Annotated in this window: 20 protein-coding genes and 1 pseudogene; 9 read left to right on the forward strand and 12 right to left on the reverse strand. The window is 72.9% G+C overall.

All coding sequences use genetic code 11. From position 1 onward, the window contains the following. Positions 1 to 18 precede the first annotated feature (18 nt). A complete protein-coding gene (locus tag AB0J76_RS18535) occupies positions 19 to 423 on the forward strand; it encodes a MarR family transcriptional regulator (RefSeq protein ID WP_352322398.1) in 405 nt (134 codons plus the stop codon). 30 nt (positions 424 to 453) lie between these two features. Here the strand turns inward: AB0J76_RS18535 and AB0J76_RS18540 are convergent, their stop codons facing one another. Then, positions 454 to 1,068: a thymidine kinase gene (locus AB0J76_RS18540; RefSeq protein ID WP_352322400.1), complete on the reverse strand. Its 615-nt coding sequence runs from the start codon at positions 1,066 to 1,068 to the stop codon at positions 454 to 456. Positions 1,069 to 1,203: 135 nt separating this feature from the next. Between AB0J76_RS18540 and AB0J76_RS18545 the strand changes: the two genes are divergently transcribed. The 3 genes from AB0J76_RS18545 to AB0J76_RS18555 are packed head-to-tail and all read left to right on the forward strand — an operon-like array spanning position 1,204 to position 5,350. After that, positions 1,204 to 1,542 (forward strand): hypothetical protein, encoded by a 339-nt coding sequence (locus AB0J76_RS18545; protein ID WP_352322402.1) that lies wholly within the window; start codon positions 1,204 to 1,206, stop codon positions 1,540 to 1,542. A 6-nt stretch (positions 1,543 to 1,548) separates the two neighbouring features. Then, positions 1,549 to 3,549: a hydantoinase/oxoprolinase family protein gene (locus AB0J76_RS18550; protein ID WP_352322404.1), complete on the forward strand. Its 2,001-nt coding sequence runs from the start codon at positions 1,549 to 1,551 to the stop codon at positions 3,547 to 3,549. Further along, complete coding sequence (locus AB0J76_RS18555) at positions 3,542 to 5,350, forward strand: hydantoinase B/oxoprolinase family protein (protein ID WP_352322406.1); 1,809 nt, start codon at positions 3,542 to 3,544, stop codon at positions 5,348 to 5,350. Before AB0J76_RS18550 ends, AB0J76_RS18555 begins: the two co-directional genes overlap by 8 nt. A gap of 14 nt (positions 5,351 to 5,364) precedes the next feature. Here AB0J76_RS18555 and AB0J76_RS18560 read toward each other — a convergent pair whose 3' ends face one another. Further along, positions 5,365 to 6,234: an NAD(P)-dependent oxidoreductase gene (locus tag AB0J76_RS18560; protein ID WP_352322407.1), complete on the reverse strand. Its 870-nt coding sequence runs from the start codon at positions 6,232 to 6,234 to the stop codon at positions 5,365 to 5,367. 72 nt (positions 6,235 to 6,306) lie between these two features. On the opposite strand from AB0J76_RS18560, the gene AB0J76_RS18565 reads away from it, so the two are divergent. Then, positions 6,307 to 6,987: a histidine phosphatase family protein gene (locus AB0J76_RS18565; protein ID WP_352322409.1), complete on the forward strand. Its 681-nt coding sequence runs from the start codon at positions 6,307 to 6,309 to the stop codon at positions 6,985 to 6,987. Here AB0J76_RS18565 and AB0J76_RS18570 read toward each other — a convergent pair. From AB0J76_RS18570 to AB0J76_RS18585, 4 genes and pseudogenes are all read right to left on the reverse strand, one after another. After that, positions 6,965 to 7,414 carry a hypothetical protein gene (locus AB0J76_RS18570; protein WP_352322411.1) on the reverse strand — a complete coding sequence of 150 codons (450 nt, stop codon included), beginning with the start codon at positions 7,412 to 7,414 and terminating at the stop codon, positions 6,965 to 6,967. The genes AB0J76_RS18565 and AB0J76_RS18570 overlap by 23 nt on opposite strands. Then, a complete protein-coding gene (locus AB0J76_RS18575) occupies positions 7,404 to 7,718 on the reverse strand; it encodes a sigma-70 family RNA polymerase sigma factor (RefSeq protein WP_352322423.1) in 315 nt (104 codons plus the stop codon). Before AB0J76_RS18575 ends, AB0J76_RS18570 begins: the two co-directional genes overlap by 11 nt. Before the next feature lie 76 nt (positions 7,719 to 7,794). Next, positions 7,795 to 7,923 (reverse strand): annotated as a pseudogene (locus tag AB0J76_RS18580) (RNA polymerase subunit sigma-24); the annotation flags it as partial. Positions 7,924 to 7,970: 47 nt separating this feature from the next. After that, complete coding sequence (locus AB0J76_RS18585) at positions 7,971 to 8,501, reverse strand: AAA family ATPase (RefSeq protein ID WP_352322413.1); 531 nt, start codon at positions 8,499 to 8,501, stop codon at positions 7,971 to 7,973. 74 nt (positions 8,502 to 8,575) lie between these two features. On the opposite strand from AB0J76_RS18585, the gene AB0J76_RS18590 reads away from it, so the two are divergent. Further along, a complete protein-coding gene (locus AB0J76_RS18590) occupies positions 8,576 to 9,733 on the forward strand; it encodes a CoA transferase (RefSeq protein ID WP_352322415.1) in 1,158 nt (385 codons plus the stop codon). 73 nt (positions 9,734 to 9,806) lie between these two features. Then, entirely contained in the window at positions 9,807 to 11,291 is a 1,485-nt protein-coding gene (locus AB0J76_RS18595; protein WP_352322417.1) for a carboxyl transferase domain-containing protein, read from the forward strand. Positions 11,292 to 11,295: 4 nt separating this feature from the next. Here AB0J76_RS18595 and AB0J76_RS18600 read toward each other — a convergent pair whose 3' ends face one another. Genes AB0J76_RS18600 through AB0J76_RS18620 form a run of 5 tightly spaced genes read right to left on the reverse strand, consistent with a single transcriptional unit; the run spans position 11,296 to position 15,552 of the window. Further along, positions 11,296 to 11,691 (reverse strand): hypothetical protein, encoded by a 396-nt coding sequence (locus tag AB0J76_RS18600; protein WP_352322418.1) that lies wholly within the window; start codon positions 11,689 to 11,691, stop codon positions 11,296 to 11,298. Then, the gene (locus AB0J76_RS18605) at positions 11,688 to 12,134 is read right to left on the reverse strand and encodes a hypothetical protein (protein ID WP_352322420.1); all 447 of its coding nucleotides are present in this window, start codon (positions 12,132 to 12,134) and stop codon (positions 11,688 to 11,690) included. Before AB0J76_RS18605 ends, AB0J76_RS18600 begins: the two co-directional genes overlap by 4 nt. A gap of 4 nt (positions 12,135 to 12,138) precedes the next feature. Then, complete coding sequence (locus tag AB0J76_RS18610) at positions 12,139 to 12,948, reverse strand: carbon-nitrogen hydrolase family protein (protein WP_352322421.1); 810 nt, start codon at positions 12,946 to 12,948, stop codon at positions 12,139 to 12,141. After that, positions 12,908 to 13,849 carry a DUF418 domain-containing protein gene (locus AB0J76_RS18615; RefSeq protein WP_352322422.1) on the reverse strand — a complete coding sequence of 314 codons (942 nt, stop codon included), beginning with the start codon at positions 13,847 to 13,849 and terminating at the stop codon, positions 12,908 to 12,910. Before AB0J76_RS18615 ends, AB0J76_RS18610 begins: the two co-directional genes overlap by 41 nt. Then, complete coding sequence (locus tag AB0J76_RS18620) at positions 13,846 to 15,552, reverse strand: alpha/beta fold hydrolase (protein WP_364389969.1); 1,707 nt, start codon at positions 15,550 to 15,552, stop codon at positions 13,846 to 13,848. Before AB0J76_RS18620 ends, AB0J76_RS18615 begins: the two co-directional genes overlap by 4 nt. A gap of 40 nt (positions 15,553 to 15,592) precedes the next feature. On the opposite strand from AB0J76_RS18620, the gene AB0J76_RS18625 reads away from it, so the two are divergent. Beyond that, on the forward strand, positions 15,593 to 16,762 hold the full coding sequence (locus AB0J76_RS18625) for a pyridoxal phosphate-dependent aminotransferase (protein WP_352329922.1): 1,170 nt from the start codon (positions 15,593 to 15,595) through the stop codon (positions 16,760 to 16,762). On the opposite strand, the gene AB0J76_RS18630 is transcribed toward AB0J76_RS18625, so the two are convergent. Continuing rightward, positions 16,740 to 17,294, reverse strand: a complete 555-nt coding sequence (locus AB0J76_RS18630) for a helix-turn-helix domain-containing protein (protein ID WP_352329924.1) — start codon at positions 17,292 to 17,294, stop codon at positions 16,740 to 16,742. The genes AB0J76_RS18625 and AB0J76_RS18630 overlap by 23 nt on opposite strands. Before the next feature lie 131 nt (positions 17,295 to 17,425). Between AB0J76_RS18630 and AB0J76_RS18635 the strand changes: the two genes are divergently transcribed. Further along, complete coding sequence (locus AB0J76_RS18635; RefSeq protein ID WP_352329925.1) at positions 17,426 to 18,442, forward strand: aldo/keto reductase; 1,017 nt, start codon at positions 17,426 to 17,428, stop codon at positions 18,440 to 18,442. The last annotated feature ends 6 nt before the right edge of the window (positions 18,443 to 18,448 follow it).

Consider the following 18,448-nt stretch of genomic DNA (forward strand, 5'->3'; position numbering starts at 1 on the left):
CGGTGCGACAATCGGAAGGTGTCGAGCCGCCGCCTTGGTTACCTGCTCAAGCATGCCGCGCTGCGCCTGGCCGAGTTCACCGGCCCGGCGCTCGCGCCCTACGGGATCGACGGGCGGGAGCTCGGGGTGCTGTCGGTGATCGACGCCCCCGAGCCGCTGTCGCAGCAGGAGGCGGCCCAGCGGCTCGGCATCGACCGCACGACGATGGTCGCCATGGTCGACGCGCTGGAGGGCAAGCAGCTGGTGGCGCGGCGGCCGCATCCGGGCGACCGCCGCAAGAACGCGGTCGAGCTGACCGAGCGCGGCCGCGAGACCGTGCGCCTCGCGGTGCCGGCCGTGGAGGAGGCCGAGCGCGCCTTCCTGTCCGCCCTGCCGGAGCACGACCGACGCCTGTTCCACGACGCCCTCGACCGGCTGGTGTGAGCCACCCGGCTCAGGTCGCAGCCTGGCGGGTCAGGCCGGGGCGCCGCCCTCGCCGAGCTGGCCGGAGCGGTGGTGGCGGCGGCACAGCACCTGGTAGCGCACCGGCGAGGCGTCGGTGTCGCCGATCACGACCTGCTCGCCCGTCCGCGCCAGCACCCCGCCCACCACGCGCGCGTTGAGCTGCCCGGGGCGTCCGCACCAGCACAACACCTCGACCTGCAGCCGGCACACCTCGTCGGCCAGCTCGAACAGCCGCTGCGCGCCGGGGAACATGACCGATCTGAAGTCGGAGGCCAGCCCGAAGGCGTAGACGTCGATGCCGTGCTCGTCCACCAGGTCGGCGAGCTGCTCGATCTGCTCGACCGTGTAGAAGCAGGCCTCGTCGCAGATCAGGTAGTCGATGCGCTCGTGCGAGGTGACCAGGCCGACCAGGTCGAGGGAGTCCTCCACCTCGATCGCCTCCAGGCCCAGCCCGATCCGGCTGGTGACCTTCGGGCCGCCGGAGCGGTCGTGCTTGGTCAGGACGAGTCCCCGCCGCCCCTGGCGGCCGTGGTTGTAGTTCATCTGGAGCGCCAGAGTGGACTTCCCGCAGTCCATGGGGCCGAAGTAGAACTTCAGCACGGCGTCCCGGGCTCCGGATGGCACGGCTGACAAGGCAGACAGTTCGGTCACAGGAGGCCAGCTTAGCGGCTTGGCTTGTTCCATGACCTCGTGGGACATTTCTCCCCTGGACTATCAGGAGGAACTGTGGTCACCGACAATCCACCGACGCTCGACGCGATGCTGACACAGGACGACGTGACGGCCGCCCAGGCCGACGCCACCCGATGGCGGTACGGCTTCCTGGTCGTCGTGGCGGGCATCGTCGCGATCCTGATCGCCTTCGGCGCCGCGGTGTTCGCCACCAAGGAGTTCGCCGCGCTGTTCGCGGGCGTGGCCGGGGTGGTGGGCACGATCATGGGCGCCTACTTCGGCGTGCAGGCGGGCCAGTCGGGGAAGGCCAGAGTCGAGGCCGAACTGGCAAAATCCCAAGAGCTGGTGGTGCGCCTGGCGGCCTACGTCGGCACCCAGAACGCGCCCCGGGTCATCGACGAAGTTCTCGGCCGTCGCCGAAACTGAGGAGCCATGCGTAGCGTCCGAATCGGAGTGGACACCGGGGGCACGTTCACCGACGTCGTGGCGGTGGACGAGCAGACCGGTGAGATCGTCACCACCAAGACCCCCTCGACGCCCGCGAACCCGGCCGACGGGTTCGTCGCGGGCATCGGGAAGCTGGGCGAGCTCGACGTCGCCTCCATCGTCCACGGCACCACCGTCGCGACGAACCAGCTGCTCGAAGACCGCATCGGCAACCTCGGGTTCATCACCACCGAGGGCTTCGAGTTCATCCTGGAGATCGCCAGGCAGAGTGTGCCGGACGGCTACGGCAACTCCTACTTCTGGGTGAAACCGCCGCGGATCGTCCCCGTGCACCTCGTCAGGACGGTCGGCGGCCGGCTCGACCACCTCGGCAACGAGGTGCGGCCGTTCTCCGAGGAGCAGGCCGTCGAGGCGGCGCGCTGGTTCAGGTCGAAGGGCATCACCGCGGTCGGCGTGTGCTTCCTGCACTCCTACGCCAACCCCGAGCACGAGCGCCGCATGCGCGAGATCCTCTGGCGCGAGCACCCGGAGGCGGTGATCTCGCTCTCCAGCGACGTGCTGCGCGAGTACCGCGAGTACGAGCGCTCGATCACCACCCTGGTGGACGCCGCGGTCAAGCCCGCCATGCGCGGCTACATCGCCGGCCTGTCCAACCGGCTCGGCATGCCGTTCTCGGTGATGAAGTCCAACGGCGGCGTGTTGTCGGCGCGCGAGGTCGTCAACCAGCCGATCACCACCGTGCTGTCGGGCCCGGCGGCGGGCGCGCTCGGCGCGGCGCTCATCGCCTCCACCGCGGGGCACCCGTCCGTGATCACCCTCGACGGCGGCGGCACCTCGACCGACGTGGCCGTGGTGATCGACGGCGAGCCGTCCCTGACCACCGAGGGCACGGTCGGCCGGTACCCGTGCAAGATCCCGATGATCGACATCGTCACGGTCGGCGCGGGCGGCGGCTCGGTGGCCTGGATCTCGCCCGAGGGCACGCTGAAGGTCGGCCCCCGCTCCGCCGGCGCCGATCCGGGGCCCCTGTGCTACGGCAGGGGCGGCTCGGAGGTCACGGTCACCGACGCGCACGTGTTCCTCGGCCGCATCCCGCCCCACCTGCTGGGCGGTGAGATCCCGCTCGACGCCGACGCCGCCCGCCACGGCGTCGAGGCGCTGGCCGACAAGCTCGGGCTCACCCCCGAGCGCACCGCGACCGGCATCCTGGAGATCAGCGCGTTCAACCAGAGCAACGCGATCCGGCAGCTCACCGTCAAGCGCGGCCTCGACGTACGGGACTTCCCGCTGGTGACGTTCGGCGGGTCGGGGCCGCTGCTGGCCTGCCGCCTGATCGACATCCTGGGCCTGCCCGCCGTCGTCGTGCCGCGCGACCCGGGCAACGTCTCGGCGTTCGGCCTGCTCACCGTCGACGTCAAGAACGACTACGTGCGCACGTACGTCACCCGCGACCTCGCGCTGAAGACCGCCGCGCAGATCTTCCAGGAGCTGGAGGGCCAGGCCGCCGAGGCGCTCGACCGCGAGGGCTTCGACGACCCGGTCCACGTCCGCAGCGCCGACCTGCGCTACTACGGGCAGGCGTTCGAGGTGCGCGTCACCGCCCCGGCGGGCCCGCTCGACGACGACTGGAAGCGCACGGTGATCGACGCCTTCCACGACGCCCACGAGAAGCTGTACGGCTACGCCTACCGCGACGACCCCCGCCACGGCGTCGAATGGGTCAACCTGCGCGTCTCGGGCATCGGTCCGATCACCCGTCCGGCGATCCGGCGGCTCGACAAGGCGGGGGAGGGGGCCACGTCGGTCCGTCCTGTGCACTTCGAGGAGACCCGCGACACCCCGATCCACCAGCGGGCCGCCCTCGGGCCGGGCGCCACCGTCCAGGGCCCGGCGGTCATCGAGGAGTACGGGTCGACGATCCCCGTGCATCCGGGCTTCACCGCAAAGGTGGACGAATACGGAAATGTGGAGATCCGACGTGATTGATCCGATCCTGGTGGAGATCGTCGAGGGCACGCTGGCCTCCGTCGAGCGGGAGGTCGAGACGGCCATCGCCCGCACGGCCCGCTCTCCGATGATCCGCGACGCGCACGACTTCCGCGCCGGCATCCACGACGCCCGGCTGCGCAAGCTCACCGGCCGCTCCTACAGCGCGCTCGTCCAGCCGATCGTGCGCGACTTCCCGATCGAGACGATGAAGCCCGGCGACGTCTACTTCCACAACGACGTCTACCTGTCCGAGGGCGGCATCGGCCACCTGCCCGACCTGTGCGTCACCGTGCCGGTCTTCCACGACGGGGGCGTGGTGGCGTTCGTGCAGGCGTTCGGCCACCACGACGACATCGGCGGCGCGGTGCCCGGCTCGATGCCCTCGCACGCCCGCTCGGTGTACGAGGAGGGCCTGATGATCCCGCCGATCAAGCTGTGGGACCAGGGCGTGCCGAACGAGACCGCGCTGCGCATCATGACCCGCAACTCCCGCATGCCCGACTCCCTGGCCGGCGACCTCGACGCCGAGTGCTCGGCCTGCCTCATGGGCGCCCGCCGCCTCGGCGAGCTGTTCGACCGGTACGGCAGGCAGGCCGTCGAGGAGTGCTTCGACGCGATCGTCTCCAAGACCACCGAGACCTTCCGCAGGGAACTGCTCGCCAAGATCCCCGAGGGCACGTACGTCTGGGAGGACTACGCCGAGCACGACGGCGTCGACGAGCCCCGCCTGCACGCCCAGCGCATCACGCTCACCGTCGACCACGCCGCCGACGCGCCGCTCACCATCGACTTCACCGGCACCTCACCCCAGGCCAAGGGCCCGATCAACCACGCGGGCGACTACGCCGACGGCGTCTTCCTGAAGAAGTGGCTCGCGCCGGTGCTGCGCAACCTCGCCGACACGCCCGAGCGCATGGCCGAGCTCGACGTCAACGAGGGCGTCGTGCCGCTGATCAGGATGGTCTTCCCGGAGAAGGGCACGCTGCTCACCCCGGTCTTCCCGGCGCCCACCAACGCCCGCACGTTCGTCATCCTGCGCCTGCTCGGCGTGCTGGCCGGCGTGCTGGCCAAGGCCACCGGCGGACGCATGCCCGCCGACCAGGAGACCATCCGCTACACCGGCGTCTACGGTAGCGACGCGGACGGCACGCCGTACCTGATGCGCGAGGTCCTGGGCGGCGGCTCGGGCGGCCGCTGGTACGCCGACGGCGAGGACACCATCCACATCGTCCCCGACTCGCGCAACATCCCGGTCGAGTTCGCCGAGGCGCGCTGGCCGTTCCGGGTGGAGCGGCTGGGGCTGGCCTGCGACTCGGGCGGCCCCGGCATGTTCCGCGGCGGCCTGGGCTACGACAAGCACATCAGGATGCTCCGGGACGCGTCGTACATGTCGATCGCCGACCGGTCGATCCTGTCGTGCTGGGGCGTCAACGGCGGCCTGGCCGGGCGCCCGTTCCGGGTGGAGATCGCCGGCAAGGAGATGGACGGCCTGGTGGACGACCACCCCGTCCAGGCCGGCGACCTGATCCGCATCCGCACCACGGGCGGCGGCGGCTGGGGCTCCCCCTACGACCGCGACCCGAGGGCGGTGGCGGCCGACGTCCGCGACGGCAAGGTCTCGATCGCCGGCGCCCTGGGCGACTACGGCGTGGTCCTGGACGGCGACCGCATCGACGAACGCGGCACCGCCGAGCTCCGCGCCCGCCTCCGCCCGCCCGCGGACCGTTTCTTCGACCGCGGCCCCGGTTACCCGAGGCTGTCCGGCGGCAGGACGTACGCGGAGGTGGACGAACTGTAGGGAACCGGCAGGGGCTACTCCTTGTCGAAGCTGGCGAAGTAGGTGGCCACCATGTCCTGGTCGCCGTGCCCCTGCGCCTCGGCGCGGCGCAGCCGCTCGCCGGCCGCCGCCACCATGTCCAGCCGCACCCCGGCCGCCCCGCCCGCCTCGGTGATCAGCCGGGTGTCCTTCTCGGCGTTGTGCACGGTGAAGGACGGCTCCAGGTCGCCCTCCAGGATGGCCTTGGACTTGGCCTGGAAGTAGACGTTGTCCAGCGGGCCGCCGCTGATCACCTCGCGCACCAGGCCGGGGTCGAGACCGAGCCCCTTGGCCAGGGCCAGGGCCTCGGCCACGATGCCGGTCATCGAGATGGCGTAGCTGACGGCGGCCATCTTGAGCCTGGTGCCGGCGCCCTCGGCGCCGTCCTCGCCGAGCCACAGGGTGCGCGAGCCGACGGCGTCGAACACCGGGGCGAGCGCCTGCCTGGCCGGCTCGGGGGCGGCCGCCAGGATGAGCAGCGTGCCCTGTTCGGCCGGCTGCCTGGTGCCCTGGACGGGCGCGTCGGCGAAGGTCAGGCCGTGCTCGGCGGCCAGGGCGGCCAGGCGGTCGACCGCCGCCACGCCGACCGTGCTCATCTGCGCCCACACCTGGCCGGGACGCAGTCCGGGCGCGGCGGCGGTCATCGCGTCGTGCACGGCGTCGCCGTCGCTGAGCATCGTGACGATCACGTCGGCGCCCTCGACCGCCTCGGCGGGGGAGCCGGCGACGACGGCGCCGTCGGCCGCAAGCGGCTCGGCCTTGTCCCGCGTGCGGTTCCACACCCTGACCGGCAGGCCGGCCCTGAGCAGGTTGCGGGCCATGGGCGCGCCCATGAGCCCGGTCCCGAGCAATGCGACTTCAGTCATGAGGATCACCCTACGACGGCCCGCTCCGGCGGCTTCGGCGAGGTGCGGCGTCCGGATGCGAGGATGGCGGGCATGGGACCTTCGCGGATCGTCGCCGTACGCCACGGGGAGAGCCAGGCGAACCTGGCGCACGCGCAGGCCGGCGACCGGCCACTGGTCTACGAGCGGGGCGACCACGAGGTGACGCTGACCGACCTCGGCCTGCTCCAGGCGCGGGCGCTCGGCCGGATGCTGGCCGCCCTGCCCGCCGGCGAGGCGCCCGAGGAGGTGTGGTGCTCCCCCTACCTGCGGGCCCTCGACACCTGGAGGACCGCGCACGAGACCTGGGGCGCCGGCGCGCTGCCGGTGACCGTGGACGAGCGGCTCAGAGACCAGGAGTCGGGCGAGTTCGCCCGGTTCAACCTGGCCGCCATCGGCGAGCGGTTCCCCGGCGAGGTGCGGCGGATGCGCGCCGAGGGCCCTTACGCCTACCGCCCGCCCGGCGGCGAGTCGCTGGCCGACGTGGTGGTCCGGCTGAAGGACTTCCTGCACGGGCTGCGCGCGGCGGCGGACGGGCGGCGGGTGCTGATCGTCGCCCACGACTCGGTGGTGCTGGGCCTGCGGCACGTCATGGCCGGGCGGGACGACGCCGACCTGGCCGACGTCCTGCGGTTCGCGCCGGTGCTCAACGCGTCGGTGTCGGTCTGGCGGGCCGCGGGCGCGGGGTTCGAGGTGGTGGCGTTCAACGACGTCACCCACCTAGATCCCGCTTGAGCCGCAGCAGCCGCGCCCGCCGCGCGTGGGCCTGCCCGGTCAGCACGGCGCTCACCGCCACGAACGCGAGCCCGAGCGCCAGCGCGCCGGCGGCCACGGCGGCGACGAGCGCGGTGGTGAGCAGGGCGGCCGCCAGGGCGATCCAGCCGGCGATCACCCGGTCGCGGGCGAACAGCGGCGTCCTGCGCGTGCTCAGCCAGCCGCCGTAGCAGGCCCAGGCCAGGCAGAACACGGCGAGAGCGGCGAAGGCCAGGTGGGTGCGGCCGGGCAGCGGGCCGGGCTCGGTCCACCACAGGGCGCAGACGAAGACCGTCCCGGCGGCCCCGGCGAGCAGGGCGGTCAGCGCGCGCACGCGCCGCCACGGCGACAGCGACGGTTCGAGGCGCTCGATGATCTCGTCGGCGGTCAGGCGCGGCTCATCGGTCATGGTCGATCTCCTTCAGGTGGTCGCGCAGGAGGCGGCGGGCGCGGCTGAGCCTGGACTTGACGGTTCCGGCGGGGATGCCGCAGATCTGGGCGCACACCTCGACCGGCAGGTCCTCCAGGTAGTGCAGGACGAGGATCTCCCGCTCGGCAGGGGGCAGGGCGGACAGGGCGGCGAGCAGGCCGGCGCGGTCGACGACGGCCTCGGCGGGGTCCTCGGTCACCGGTTCCGGCTCGGCCGCGCTCTCCGTCCTCGCGTACTCCTCGCGCAGGCGGTCGGTGACCGCCCGGCGGGCGATGGTGAACAGCCAGGGCGTGAACCGTCCGGGCGCGCAGCCGGGGCAGGCCGCGCACGACGGCCGCCCAGATCTCCTGGGCCACGTCGTCGGCCCGCTCGGCGTCCAGCATGCGCCGGACGTAGGTCCAGACCGGGGTGTGCCAGCGGCGTACGAGTTCGGCGATCGCCGCGCGCTCGCCCAGCTGGGCGCGTACGACGAGCAGCTCATCTGTCATGTCGTCCTTCCGTCACCCTGCTCAGTCGGGCGGGAGGGCGACCCGGTTCACGTCTCGACGACGAGATCGGCGCGCTCGCGGGTGCGGTCGGCGGCGAACCAGGCCCGTTCGGCGGCGAACCACTGCCGCCACCGGGGTTCGAGCTCGGGGCCGTCGCGGTCGAGGACGCGCCGCAGCCGCACGGCCTCGGGGGCCTCCACCCAGACGGTGAAGGCCAGCAGGCGGGCGGCCGACCGGCGGGCGGTGCCGACGCCCTCGACGACCAGCACGGGCGCGGCCGGCACGGCGACATGGTCGGCGTAGCGCTCGCGCACCCAGTCGTAGCGGCGGAAACCGGCCGGGCGGCCGTGCCGCAGCGGTTGCAGGACCTGCTCGTCCAGCAGGCGGAACCAGGCGCCGGGGCCGTCGTCCCAGTGGACGGGGAAGTCGTCGCTGTGGATCACCTGGCAGCCGAGCGCCGCGCCGAGCCGGCCGGCGAAGGTGGTCTTGCCCGAGCCGGCCGGGCCGTCGACGGCGACCAGGCGCACGGGCCCGCAGGAGGGCGGCAGGGCCTGGATGCGGCGGGCCAGGGAATTCACCGGACCAGGGTAGGCGATGGTGGACGGCCGCCTGAGAGAATATTCTTCCGGCCAACGCAAGCTGGAGGTTGACCTTGCTCGGACCCCTCGGCGACGTCGTCGTCCTCGATCTGTCCAGGGCCCTGGCGGGGCCGCACGCCGCGCAGATGCTCGGCGACCTGGGCGCCCGGGTGATCAAGGTGGAGCATCCGGACGGAGGTGACGACTCGCGCGGATGGGGGCCGCCCTTCGTCGGGCCCGACCACGACATCTCGACCTACTTCCTGGCGGCCAACCGCAACAAGCAGTCCATCGCGGTCGACCTCAAGTCCGCCGAGGGCAGGCAGCTCGTCGAGCGGCTCGTCCGGCAGAGCGACGTGCTGATCGAGAACTTCCGCACCGGCGTGCTCGACCGGCTCGGCTTCCCCGTCGAGCGCCTGCACGAGCTCAACCCGCGCCTGGTCGTCCTGTCGATCACCGGGTTCGGCCACGACGGGCCCGAGGGCGGCCGGCCGGGCTACGACGTGATCGCCCAGGGCGAGGCGGGGCTGATGTCGCTGACCGGGCCCTCGCGCGAGGAGCCGTACCGGGTGGGCGCCTCGATCGCCGACCTGCTGGCCGGCATCCACGGCGCGTACGGCGTGGCGGCGGCCCTGTACGAGCGCGAGCGCACCGGCCGGGGCCGGGTGGTGCGCACGTCCCTGCTGGCCGCGGTCACCGGCGTCCACTCCTACCACGGCACGGCCTGGACGGTCGGCGGCCAGGTCCCCGGCGCCAACGGCAACCACCACGCCTCCATCGCCCCCTACGGCGCCTTCCGCTGCGCCGACGGCATGCTGCAGATCGCCGTGGCGAACGACGGCCAGTGGAAGAAGGTCGCCAAGCTACTCGACATCGACCCTGATGTGGCGAAATATGCGACCAACAGGCAGAGATTCGCACACCGGGACGAGCTGATCGCCGACATGGAGAAGGCCCTGGCCGACCACGACCGCGCCCACTGGCTGGCCAGGCTGGGCGAGGCCGGCGTGCCCGCGGGCGCGATCAGGTCGATCGACGAGGTCTACGCCTGGGAGCAGACCCGCAGCCAGGGGCTCCTGGTCGAGGTGGACCACCCCGTGCTGGGCCCGATCGAGCTTCCCGGGCCGCCGCTGCGCTTCGACGGCCTGCCCCCGGCCGAGCACACCGCGCCCCCCGCACTCGGCCAGGACGGCGAGGCCGTGCTCGCCTGGCTCGAAGAGCGGGAGGGATGATCGGCAATTCCCGGCTCCGGCATGTACCCTCGTGCGTCACCATGGCATCATCGGTTGATCGTTAGGAGCGATAGTGAGCCGTCCGGACGCGCGCACACTGATCGAAGCGGTCCTCGACAGGGGGTCGTGGAAGTCGTGGGACGCGCCGCCCGCCGATCCGGCGGAGCCCGGCTCCTCCTATGCCGAGGAGCTGGCCGCGGCCCGCGTGAAGTCCGGCTACGACGAGTCGGTGATCACCGGCGAGGGGCTGCTCGACGGCCGCAGGGTCGCCGTCGTGGTCTGCGAGTTCTCCTTCATGGCGGGGTCGGTCGGGGTCGCCGCGGCCACCCGCATCGCGGCCGCCGTCGAGCGCGCCACGCGTGAGCGGCTGCCGCTGCTGGCCGCCCCGGCGTCGGGCGGCACCCGGATGCAGGAGGGCGCGCTGGCGTTCGTCCAGATGGTCCGGATCACCGTCGCGGTGCAGGAGCACCGCGCGGCCGGGCTGCCGTACGTCGTCTACCTGCGGCACCCGACGACGGGCGGCGTGCTGGCCTCCTGGGGCTCGCTCGGGCACGTCACGGCGGCCGAGCCGGGGGCGCTGATCGGGTTCCTCGGGCCGCGGGTGTTCGAGGCGCTGCACGGTTACCCCTTTCCCGAGGGCGTCCAGGTGGCCGAGAACTTCTACGAGCACGGCCTGGTCGACGCCGTCGTGTCGGCCGACGACGCCCGCAGGGTCGCGATCAGGGCCCTTTCCGTGTTGTGCGCCGCGCGTACCGGCGTCGAGGCGGGCGAGCCGCCCGCGGAGGACCTGCGGCCGGTGGAGGCATGGGAGGCGATCACCCGCTCGCGCCGCGACGACCGTCCGGGCGTGCGCACGCTGCTCAAGCTGGCCGCCACCGACGTGACGCCGCTCAGCGGCAGCGGCGCCGGCGAGAACGAGCCGGGGCTCGTGCTGGCGCTGGCCAGGTTCGGGTCGGCGCCCGCCGTGGTGCTCGGCCAGGACCGGCGAAGACAGCGCCGGCGCTCGCCGCTCGGCCCGGCCGGGCTCAGGGTGGCCAGGCGCGGCATGCGCCTGGCGGCCGAGCTGGGGCTGCCGCTGGTCACCGTGGTCGACACCGCGGGGGCCGACCTGTCGAAGTCGGCCGAGGAGGGCGGGCTGGCCGCCGAGATCGCCCGCTGCCTGGCCGAGCTCGTCACCCTCGACGCGCCGACCGTGTGCCTGCTGCTCGGCGAGGGCGCGGGCGGAGCGGCGCTGGCGCTGCTGCCGGCCGACCGGGTGTTGTGCGCGCAGCACGCCTGGTTGTCGCCGCTGCCGCCGGAGGGCGCCTCGGCCATCCTCTACCGGTCGGTCGACTTCGCCCCCGAGATCGCCCAGGCCCAGCACATCCGGGCCACCGACCTGCGGCGCGACGGCATCGTCGACCGGGTGATCCCCGAGCTGCCCGACGCCGCCTACGAGCCCAGGCAGTTCTGTGAGCGCGTGGGGCGGGCGCTGGAGCACGAGATCGCCAAGCTGCTGGCGGTGCCCCCGGCCGACCGCCTGGCGGCCCGCCTGGCCCGCTACCGCGCCCTGGGCTGACCTCCTACGGCACGGGGATGCGTTCGACGCGGATGGAGAAGACCTCCTCGCGCGGCACGACCACCTCGTACGCGCCGTGGTCGACCATCCAGTAGCCGAGCGCCTCGGCCTTCATGCCGCTGTGGCCGGTGTAGGCGATGTGCAGGCCGTCGTCGTCCTCGTCGAGGACGATGCACGGCTCGCCGCCGAAGGCGCCGACGGTGCGGACGAGCACCAGCCACTCCAGCCGCGACCTGGCCACCACCCGCCGCCAGTAGCCCGAGGCGGGCTCGAAGCCGTCGAGCTCCACCTCGCTGAACAGCACCACCTGGTCGTTGTCGGGGCCGAGGGCGGCCGGCAGCGTACGCTCGCCGAAGCGGGCCACGAAGCCGGAGGCGACCGGCGTGATCTGCTCGCTCATGCGGCGGGCCGCCAGGTCAGGCCGTCGTAGCCGGCGAAGGGCCGCTCGCCCTCGCCGGTGACGTGGACGATCTCCGCCCCCGCCGGGATCGGCATCGGGACGGTGTGGAACTGCGGCACCACGTGGTCGGGCGAGGTGGTGAACCCGTTGCCGGCGAACGGCGGCACGTCGCTCCAGTCGCCGCCCATGTGCGGGCCGTAGGGCACCGCGTAGGTGTCGACGTCGCGGGCGTGCCAGCGCATCAGGTACAGCTCGGGCACCTCGGGGAACAGCTCCGAGCCGTCGAAGGACAGGTCGAGGCCGTAGTAGAGGGCCGCCGGCGTGGTCAGCCTGACGCAGTCCTGGACCCGGTAGACGTAGCCGGAGATCACGGTGCGCTTGCCCGACAGGTACGGCACGAGCAGACGCGGCGGCACGACCTTCTGCATCTGCGTTCCGCTCATGGCTCTACTTTACGGTCGGTTGACCCTTGAGCACCCGGTGATCCAGGCACGGGAGCATGGCCCTGGCGGTGGCCGTCCATTCGGTGTCCAGGCGGACGAGCTGGACCCCTGGACCGGTGCCGAGGTCGGCCCGGACCACTCCGAGCGGGTCGACCAGCATGCTGCGGCCCACGCCGAACCCGTCCTTCGACTCCTCCGGGTTGGGCGCCTGGCCGACGGCGGCCGTCCACATCGTGTTCTCCAGGGCCCGTGCGCGGACCAGCGTGACCCAATGGTCCTCCTTCAGCGGGCCCGACCCCCAGGCGGCGATCACCGCGAACAGGTCGGCGCCCTTGTCGACCAGCGCCCTGGTCAGCTCGGGGAAGCGGATGTCGTAGCAGGTGACCAGCCCGACGCGCAGCCCGGCCAGCTCGACCACGGCCGGCTCGGCGCCCGGCGCCACCAGGTCGGACTCCTTGGAGCCGAAGGAGTCGAACAGGTGGATCTTCCGGTAGGCGGCCTTGATGTCGCCGTCGGGGCCGATCGCCACGGCCGTGTTGTGCACCTTGGCGCCGGCCGGGCCCTCGCCCGGCTCGAACACGCCGGCGATCACCGCCAGGCCGTGGGTGCGGGCCGCCTCCGCCAGCCCCGACACGAACGGCCCGTCGAGCGGCTCGGCCAGCTCGGTGACGCGCCTGCCGTAACGGGTGAGGGTGGCCTCGGGGAAGATCGCCAGGTCGGCCCCCTCGGCGCGGGCGAGCGCCTCCCTGGCCCTCTTGAGGTTGGTGGCCGGGTCAGGAGAGACCGGAATCTGGCAGAGGGCGATTGTGGTCACGGCCCGACTCTAACCGGTTGGGCACCAGTCGAAACCAGGTCAGGCACCGCCAGATCCACTCAAGTGGGCCGTACCTAAATCTGGTGAGCCACCAGCCGCTGAACAACGTCTGCGCCACCACGGTCGTCAGCGCCACCGCGAGCACCGGCCAGCGGGTGGCGCCGGTCTTCAGCGGGACCGTGCACAGCGCGATCACCGCCGTGCCGGTGACGTAGTTCGTCAGCGCCATCCGGCCCAGCGGCTCCAGCAGGGCCGACGACCACGGCCGCAGCGCCAGCAGCAGCCCGCCGGCGTACGCCGCCGCCCCCGCCAGCGCGGCCACGCTGTAGACGGTCCAGTCGCCCGCCCCCGGCACGTCCGCGACGCCCGCCCAGGTGACCGTCAGCACCAGGGAGGTCAGCGCCGCGGCGGCGAACACGGGGGCCAGCAGGCTCCGCGGCGGGCGCAGCCGCATCAGCCCCATGCCGACCAGGAACAGCCCGGGGATGAGCGACGGGCCCGCGCCGTGCCAGGTGGCCCAGACGGTCGCCACGACGCCGAGCGCCAGCACCGGCAGGCCGCCCGGCAGGAACGAGGCCGGCAGCAGCACCGCCAGGCCGTAGAGGGCGTAGTCGGTCAGCACCTCGCCCTCGTAGAAGGTGTGCTGGAGCAGGCCGAAGCAGGCCAGCCAGGCCAGCCGGCGGGCCAGCGCCCAGCGGCTGCCCGAACGGTCGAGGAACAGCACGAAGCTGATGCCGAACAGCAGCGAGAAGATCGGGTAGAAGCGGCTCTGGAACAGGGCCTCGATCGTGCGGTCGATGCCGGTGTAGGGCTCGTGGCTGGCGTGCTGCCAGGTGTTGACCAGCATGATGCCGCCCACCGCGAAGCCGCGGAGGGCGTCCAGCTCGCGGATGCGCGTCACAGGAACCAGGTGAACCACCATACGAGGAATCCGGCGCCGGCGACCGCCGCCACGATGTGCGGCCACCGCCGTGCGTGGAACAGGGCCGCGACGCTCAGCACGGCCGAGGCCACCGCGATCCACGTGTACGGGCCGCCGACCGAGGCGGGGACGCCGACGGCCAGGGCCGTCTCGTTCCTGCTCGCCATACCGTAGACGGCCTGGCCGGTCAGCCCGGCGAACGCCACGCCGGCCAGCCCCGCGAAGGCGGTCACCGACCGGCCGCGCAGCGCGCCGGCGCCGAGCTGGACGAGCGAGACGAGCGCGAACAGCGCGAAGGGCACGGCCAGCCAGGGCGCCTGCGAGATCCGGTACGGCGCGCCGGTGACGTGCGTGTCGGCGAGCCGGAGCGTCGGCGGTCGGCCCGGGTCGGGCTCGCACGGCTTCGGCGGCACGCCGCCCGGGGCCTCGACGAACTCGGCGATGTGCTTCCTGGCGCACGCGCTGGTGAGGAAGACGGCGTGGCTGCCGGGGAACGTCTCGAACCGGGCGCCGGGGATGGCCCTGGCAGCGGGCCCGGCCGTCCTCGCGGGGGTGGTGGGGTCGTGATCGCCGCCGACGACGTAGACGGGGGCCTTGGGGACGGCGTTCACGGGGGCGGACTTGGGAAGTTGCCACGCATCACACACCGCTTTGTCCGCGTTTACCGTGAAAAGTCGGGATTTGGTGGTGAAGGTGTTGAACGGCACCTCGTCCTGGCACTGCACCGCGTGGTACAGCCCGAACTCGTGCGACACCAGCCCCTCGCCCACCGCGTCGGCCAGCGGCCGCAGCAGCTCCTCGTGCCCCTCGGCCAGCCCGCCGACCAGCGCGGGCGCCACGGCCGACACGTCGGCCTCGTGCAGCGCCTCGGCCAGGACGGTGGCCACGTCGTCGCCGGACATCGTCGCCGTGAACGGCCGGCCGAGCAGCGGATCGGTGGTCGGCACCCGGGCGGGGGAGCGGTTGAGCCCGGCCACCACCCGGTCGAAGGCGTCGCCCACGCCGAGCGCGGCCACGGTGTCGCGCAGGTTGCGGTCGGCGTCGTCGTACCAGGCCACGGACTCGGGCAGGAAGGAGTCCAGCACGACCGAGCGCACGCCCTGCGGGTCGGCCGCGGCGACGTCGGTCATGACGCGGGTGGAGTAGCTGACGCCGAACAGGTTCCAGGAGGGGTGACCGAGCGCCTGGCGCAGGGCGACCACGTCGGCAGCGATCTCCTTGGTGTGGTAGCCGCGCAGGTCGACGCCCTGCTCCTGGAGGCGGGCGCGGCAGCGCCGGGCCGCCGCGCCCACGTCGGCGGGCGGCCTGCGCAGCCGTCCGAGCAGCGCCTCGGCCGTCTCGGGGCAGCCCAGCACCGGGCGGGAGTACTTGCCGCCGCGCTGCTCGATCGTCACCACGTCCCGGTCGGGGAACATCTGGCTGAGGAACCCGGTGAGCTGCAGCGACGACGACGCCGGCCCGCCGCCCATGTAGACGATCGGATCGGGTTTGCGGCCGGGGGCCGTCGAGGTGTGCACGGCGTACCCGACCTTGATGGTCCGGCCCGGCGTGTCGCGGCGCTCGGGGACCAGCAGGAATCCGCAGACGGTGTGCTCCGGCACGACGACCGGGCAGGGCGCGGCCTCCACGGGAGGAGGCGGGTCAGGCGTGACGAGGGGAACGCTCAGGACGAGGGCTAGCACGACCCGGATGATCACGAGACGAGACTAATAGTGTGGGGGCGTGACCGAACCACTTGTTTCCAGGATGCGCGCCTTCGGCACGACGATTTTCGCCGAGATGAGCGCGCTCGCCGTGCAGACCGGGTCCATCAACCTCGGACAGGGCTTCCCTGACACCGACGGCCCGGCCGCCATGCTCGACCGCGCCGTGCAGGCGATCACCTCGGGCGCCAACCAGTACCCGCCGGGGCCCGGGGTGCTGGAGCTCCGGCAGGCGGTCTCGGAGCACCGGATGGCCCACTACCGGCTCGACTACGACCCGGCGGGCGAGGTGCTGGTCACCGTGGGCGCCACCGAGGCCATCGCGGCGAGCGTGCTGGCGCTGTGCGAGCCGGGCGACGAGGTGATCGCGTTCGAGCCGTACTACGACTCCTACGCGGCCTCGATCGCGCTGGCCCAGGCCAGGCTCGCGGCGGTGACGCTGCGTCCGGTGGAGGGCCGCTTCACCTTCGACCCCGACGAGCTGCGCGCCGCCGTCACGCCGCGTACCCGGGCGATCCTGGTCAACTCACCGCACAACCCGACGGGGACCGTGTTCGCCAGGGACGAGCTGACGGTCATCGCCGAGCTGTGCCAGGAGCATGGCCTGATCGCGATCACCGACGAGGTCTACGAGCACCTCACCTTCGACGGCGTCGAGCACGTCCCGCTGGCCACGCTGCCCGGCATGCGCGAGCGCACGGTCATGATCTCCTCGGCGGGCAAGACGTTCTCGGTCACGGGCTGGAAGACCGGCTGGGTGTGCGCGCCGCCCGAGCTGGTGCGGGCGGTCTCGACGGTCAAGCAGTTCCTCACCTTCACCGCGAGCGCGCCCTGGCAGCTGGCGGTGGCGTACGGGCTGCGCACCGAGCTGGAGTGGGTGGCCGCGCTGCGCGCCGGGCTCCAGGACAAGCGCGACCGGCTGATGGACGGGCTGGCGGCGGCGGGCTTCGAGGTGTTCGGTCCGGCGGGCACGTACTTCGTGCAGACCGACATCCGGCCGCTGGGCTTCACCGACGGCCTGGAGCTCACCCGCCGCCTGCCCGAGCTGGCCGGGGTGGTGGCCATCCCCACGCAGGTCTTCTACGAGCACCCCGAACGCGGCCGGCACTTCGTCCGCTTCGCGTTCTGCAAGAAGGACGAGGTCATCGACGAGGCGGTGACCCGGCTCAAGCGCCTGTCGCAGGGGTAGCCCGGCGCAGGCCGTCGAACAGCACGGCCAGGGCCCTGGCCCGCAGGTCGTCGCTCCAGTTGTGGTGCTGCGCCGCCAGGCAGGCGGCGCTGAGCAGGGCGAGCAGCTCCGCCATGCCCACGTCCGCGCGCACCGCCCCGGCCCGCTGCGCCCGTTCCAGCAGCGCGCTGATCGCGCCCCTGATGTCGGGTGCGCCCGCCTTGGCGTCGATGCCCGCGCTGGCCAGGGCGTCCACCAGGATCTTCTTGACCGTCGAGTAGGCCACGATGCGGTCGAAGAACTCGAAGAAGGCCGCTCCGGCGTCGGCGGCGCCGGCCAGCTCTTCGGCCATCTCGGCCAGCCGCTCCTGCCGGTCGGCCACGATCGCCGCGTACAGGGTCTCCTTGGTGGGGAACTGGCGGTAGATCGTCCCCACGCCCACGCCGGCCAGCGCGGCGATCTCGCGCATGGAGGCGTCGAGCCCGTCGCGGGCCAGCACGACCTCGGCCGCCTCCAGCACGCGGGCGCGGTTGCGCCGGGCGTCGGCACGCATGAGCCCTCCTCGCTTTGTCATCCTCGCGTTGACATCTTCACGTTGACATCCTCGCGTTGACATCCGGAACCGTTGTTCCGTATCGTTCCCGGCATCCAAGCGGAACAGTCATTCCGATTCTAGGGGTATTCGTGGACTTCCAGACCATGGGACGGTCCGGGCTGCGCGTCTCCCGCGCCTGCCTCGGCACCATGAACTTCGGCACCGAGCACGGCCTGGCCGCGGGCGACGCGACCGAGGCGGGCCGCGTCGTCGACGCCTACCTCGACGTGGGCGGCAACTTCATCGACACCGCCGACCTCTACCACCGGGGCGAGACCGAGGAGATCGTCGGCCGGGCGCTGCGCGGCAGACGCGAGTGGGTCGTGCTGGCCACCAAGGGCGCCATGCCGGTCGGCCCGGAGGGGCGGGGCCTGTCCAGACGGCACCTCACCCGCGCCCTGGAGGCCAGCCTGCGCCGCCTCGGCACCGACTACATCGACCTCTACCAGTGCCACCAGTGGGACCCGGGCACGCCGATCGAGGAGACGATGGCCACCCTCGACGGCTTCGTCCGTTCGGGCAAGGTGCGCTACCTCGGCTGCTCCAACTTCACCGCCGCCCAGATCGTCGAGGCGCAGTGGGCGGCCCAGCGGGTGGGCGGCACGCCGTTCGTGAGCCTGCAACCCCAGTACTCGCTGCTCCAGCGGGTCGTCGAGGCCGAGATCCTGCCCGCCTGCGCCCGGTTCGGCCTCGGGACGGTGGTGTACGGGGCGCTCGGCGGCGGCGTCCTGACCGGCCGCTACCGGCGCGGCGAGCTCCCCGACCCGGACAGCCGCATGGGCCGCCTGCTCGGCGCAGGGATGCCCGGCGCGGCTCGCTGGGCGCAGTCGTTGCTCAACGACCGCAACCTGGCCGTCGCGGAGGGGCTGGCCGAGGTCGCGGCCGATCTGGGCGCCGACCCGGCCGCGGTCGCGCTGGCGTGGGTCGCGGGGCGTCCCGGCGTCACGTCGGTGCTGCTCGGGCCGCGCTCGGTGCGGCAGCTGCGGGAGAACCTGGCCGCCTTCGACCTCACCCTCCCGCCGGAGGCGGTCACCCGCCTGGACGACCTCTCCGACCCCGCCCACACCCCTGCCGACGCCTCCTTCTTCCACCTCGTCCCCCGCTGACCCCGC

Origin of the sequence: Nonomuraea sp. NPDC049624, from assembly GCF_040675255.1 — a bacterium.
Lineage (GTDB): Bacteria > Actinomycetota > Actinomycetes > Streptosporangiales > Streptosporangiaceae > Nonomuraea.

Coding starts and splice junctions, on each gene's coding strand:
- AB0J76_RS18565 (WP_352322409.1), top strand. CDS start 6,307: ATGGGACCTTCGCGGATCGTCGCCGTACGCCACGGGGAGAGCCAGGCG.
- AB0J76_RS18600 (WP_352322418.1), bottom strand. CDS start 11,691: ATGAGCGAGCAGATCACGCCGGTCGCCTCCGGCTTCGTGGCCCGCTTC.
- AB0J76_RS18570 (WP_352322411.1), bottom strand. CDS start 7,414: ATGACCGATGAGCCGCGCCTGACCGCCGACGAGATCATCGAGCGCCTC.
- AB0J76_RS18545 (WP_352322402.1), top strand. CDS start 1,204: ATGCTGACACAGGACGACGTGACGGCCGCCCAGGCCGACGCCACCCGA.
- AB0J76_RS18560 (WP_352322407.1), bottom strand. CDS start 6,234: ATGACTGAAGTCGCATTGCTCGGGACCGGGCTCATGGGCGCGCCCATG.
- AB0J76_RS18630 (WP_352329924.1), bottom strand. CDS start 17,294: ATGCGTGCCGACGCCCGGCGCAACCGCGCCCGCGTGCTGGAGGCGGCC.
- AB0J76_RS18605 (WP_352322420.1), bottom strand. CDS start 12,134: ATGAGCGGAACGCAGATGCAGAAGGTCGTGCCGCCGCGTCTGCTCGTG.
- AB0J76_RS18550 (WP_352322404.1), top strand. CDS start 1,549: ATGCGTAGCGTCCGAATCGGAGTGGACACCGGGGGCACGTTCACCGAC.